4 protein-coding genes and 1 pseudogene are annotated in these 3199 nt (G+C 49.3%); 3 read left to right on the forward strand and 2 right to left on the reverse strand.

Annotation, left to right across the window (positions count from 1 at the left end):
• The 3 genes and pseudogenes from NDA01_RS31650 to crtL form a co-directional block, all read left to right on the forward strand.
• Nucleotides 1-105: pseudogene (locus NDA01_RS31650) on the forward strand (IS1 family transposase); the annotation flags it as partial.
• A gap of 285 nt (nt 106-390) precedes the next feature.
• Complete coding sequence (locus NDA01_RS31655) at nt 391-942, forward strand: DUF3124 domain-containing protein (protein ID WP_348231179.1); 552 nt, start codon at nt 391-393, stop codon at nt 940-942.
• A gap of 61 nt (nt 943-1003) precedes the next feature.
• Nucleotides 1004-2239 carry a lycopene beta cyclase gene (gene crtL / locus NDA01_RS31660; RefSeq protein ID WP_348231181.1) on the forward strand — a complete coding sequence of 412 codons (1236 nt, stop codon included), beginning with the start codon at nt 1004-1006 and terminating at the stop codon, nt 2237-2239.
• A 54-nt stretch (nt 2240-2293) separates the two neighbouring features.
• On the opposite strand, the gene NDA01_RS31665 is transcribed toward crtL, so the two are convergent.
• Nucleotides 2294-2446 (reverse strand): hypothetical protein, encoded by a 153-nt coding sequence (locus NDA01_RS31665; protein ID WP_431193621.1) that lies wholly within the window; start codon nt 2444-2446, stop codon nt 2294-2296.
• 19 nt (nt 2447-2465) lie between these two features.
• On the reverse strand, nt 2466-2831 hold the full coding sequence (locus NDA01_RS31670) for a transposase (protein ID WP_431193622.1): 366 nt from the start codon (nt 2829-2831) through the stop codon (nt 2466-2468).
• Nucleotides 2832-3199: the final 368 nt, after the last annotated feature.

Raw genomic sequence — 3199 nt, forward strand, 5'->3', positions numbered from 1 at the left:
TCCCGCTTAGTGAGAAGGACGTTATCGTTTTCCAAGAAGTTAGAGAACCATATTGGTGCAGTTTGGTACTTTGTTCATCACTACAATGCATCCTTACCTATTTAGGACTACCAAACACTGGTGGCACCTGCCTTTTAAGGGCGCTGCCCTCAACCGCACCGGTGCTGATGGCACCCGCACCCCTGTAGTGCCGAGTCCATTTGACTCCCTTGATCCCAAGGTGAACCCTCAATAAAAGTGAAGGAAATAGTGTTGAATGTCCGCAAGTTTGGAATGAGCCAGCAGTGCCAAGCTGCATAGTGGAAATGGAGTGACTACTGTTTGAGTCTACGAGGGTTCCGACTATGGTTGAAGAACCAATGCTGCATCAGTATCACAGGGTGAATGTTGATGAGGCTGAAACATCATCTGTATCTTGCTGGGGTGATTGGGGCGATCGCGCTTGCTTCCTGCTCGCCTCAAACCCACTTGTCAAATCCGGTGTCGGTTCAAAAGCGTGAAACTCAGCTTCAAACCGTTCCCTTGAATAAAGACGATATCGTTATGGGGCAAACCGTTTATGTTCCCATTTATTCGCATATCTATCATCACAATAGTCAAGACCGGGTCATGAATTTATCAGCGACGCTGAGCGTTCGCAATACAGACTTGAGCGATCCAATTATCATTACCTCTGTGAAGTACTACGATACGGATGGTCAACTCATGCGGCAAGATATTGAGCGCCCAGTCGCCCTAAAGCCCCTGGCTTCCACTAGCTTCTTTGTGGCAGCGGATGATACGAGTGGTGGATCAGGGGCAAACTTTGTGGTGGAATGGGTTGCAGAAAAAACGGTGTCAGAACCTGTGATTGAAGCAGTCATGATCAACACCTCTGGAGGGCAGGGAATTTCATTTATTAGTCCGGGGAAAGTGGTTGAGCAGTATGGCAAGAGAAATTAGCATCAGCCAGTTGGAATCATATTGGAGTGGCTCTGTTCTGGAAAGGGGAGGTTAGATTTTGGTGTTTGATGCTTTGGTCATTGGCGCTGGACCCGCAGGATTGGCGATCGCCGCTGCTCTTTGTGATGAAGGGTTGAACGTTGCCGGTTTAGCGCCCGTTCCGCCTCCGGTTGAGTGGTCAAACACCTATGGGATTTGGTGCGATGAATTAGAGCCGATGAACTTGACGCATCTTTTGAGCCACCGTTGGCAGAACAGTGTGGCTTATGCGGCTCAACAAGAAATTTCGCTTCAACGCGAGTATGGCTTATTCGATAACGTCAAACTCCAAAACTACTTTTTGGAACGCTGCGATCGCGGCAAAATGACGTGGCATCAGGGCACTGCTGCCACCGTGGAGCATTTAGCTAATGGCTCTTGTGTCACAACCACAGAAGGAACGACTTTATCCGCCAGACTTGTGATTGATGCCAGTGGTCACAAACCGGCGCTGTTAAACAGACCCCAAAGCGATCGCATTGCTTACCAAGCAGCCTACGGCATCGTGGGCAGATTCTCTTCACCCCCGATCGAACCCCAACAGTTTGTCTTGATGGACTACCGCTCAGATCACTTGCCACCTGCGGAACGCCAAGCGCCTCCTACCTTCCTCTACGCGATGGATTTAGGCAATGATGTCTTTTTTGTCGAAGAGACGTCATTGGCGAGCAGTCCCGCTGTGGCGTTTGAGGTGTTGCAGCAACGGTTAGAGCAGCGGCTTGCCTTTCGAGGTGTGCAGGTGAAAGAAGTGCAGCACGTGGAATACTGTTTGTTTCCCATGAATTTGCCGTTACCGTCTCTCGAACAGACCGTGATGGGGTTTGGTGGGGCAGCGAGTCTAGTGCATCCCGCCTCAGGTTACCTGGTGGGGGCTTTGCTCCGACGTGCACCTAGGGTTGCGAAGACGATCGCCCATGCGGTTGAGAATCTGGAAGCTCCCCCCACCAGAATTGCTGCACTTGCATGGCAAACGCTGTGGTCAAGTGATGAGAGGCGGAAACGCGCCCTCTACCTGTTTGGTTTAGAGAATTTGATGCGGTTTGATGAACAAACGCTACAGGCCTTCTTTGCCTCCTTCTTGCAGTTGCCGCGATCGCAGTGGACTGCTTTTCTGGCAAATACCCTTTCTACCCCCGAAATGTTGCAAACGATGATGAACTTGTTTGGTCACACCACCCCTGAAGTTCGCTGGAATTTAATGCGCTCTGCCTGGAGCGAGCGGGCGTTGCTTTGGGATGCGTGGGTCGCTTCAGAATGAGCGTTTTTGCCTGGATACCCGTGAGGAAGGGAAAGGCGATCGCCTAAAACTAGCCTATTGGCCGACTGCAAAGACTTGCTCTGCGGTGAGTTGCAGTTCTGGAAAGGCAGCAGAAATAAGGCGATCGCTACCCCGAAACGGCTGAACCTGATATTCTCCGTCAACTACTTGGTAAATCGAGAGGGTTGGTTGTTTAGGTGAGCCCATATAGAACCCATTTGAGATCTTAGGAAGGGACTGCAAGCCGCTTGAGCATCAGCCTCACGAAACAGAGATTGAGTTTGGTCGTGGCATGAGATAAGGTTCGCTCAAAGTTTTTTACCAGGCTTTGACAACGTTCCATCCAAGCATTTGAGCGTTCAACCACCCATCGAGCCACTGCTGGTACAAATCCTGTTTTCCCTTGTGCAGCCTTCTCTTGCTTTGAGGGTTTGGTGGAAAGCTCAAACCTGACCTTCGTCAGCATCTGAGGATAAACCTGCTCTAACTCCTCAATCAAATGCTCTACATGATAACCGTGGTCTAATAAAATCGTAATCTTCGGAATGTTCACAGGCTTTGACTTGAAGTAATCGATGTTCAAGCTCAGCATCTCCAGCAATCCTGCGTCATCCGAGACATTGGCCTATTCATTGTCACATCTTTCTTCACAAATAGAATAATCCTCAAAGAGATTGCGGAGTAGGCAGTTGAGCGATCGCCCTCTCTCCTCACCGCCCCTACCGCGAGCGCGAATTTAAGGAAAGTACAGGTTTAATATGACCAATCATGACTAAATTTTTCGTTAATGGAAGAGATATTGAGAGTGCTTCAAGAAACCCCTAATGCCTATAAAAAGCGGTTGAATGTTGTCATTTAACAAAATATTTGACGTCGTTAACAGAATCAATGACGCGGTGAAAAAGAGAGTGAAAGGGAGAATGGGAGAGGGTTTGAGGGAGAGTAGTACAGGCTGAGAGG

It is taken from the genome of Trichocoleus desertorum AS-A10, assembly GCF_039962155.1.
GTDB lineage: Bacteria > Cyanobacteriota > Cyanobacteriia > FACHB-46 > FACHB-46 > Trichocoleus.

Excerpts from the sequence above, each read along its gene's own strand:
- NDA01_RS31670 (WP_431193622.1), bottom strand. The coding sequence starts at position 2,831 with ATGCTGAGCTTGAACATCGATTACTTCAAGTCAAAGCCTGTGAACATT.
- NDA01_RS31655 (WP_348231179.1), top strand. The coding sequence starts at position 391 with ATGAGGCTGAAACATCATCTGTATCTTGCTGGGGTGATTGGGGCGATC.
- NDA01_RS31665 (WP_431193621.1), bottom strand. The coding sequence starts at position 2,446 with ATGGGCTCACCTAAACAACCAACCCTCTCGATTTACCAAGTAGTTGAC.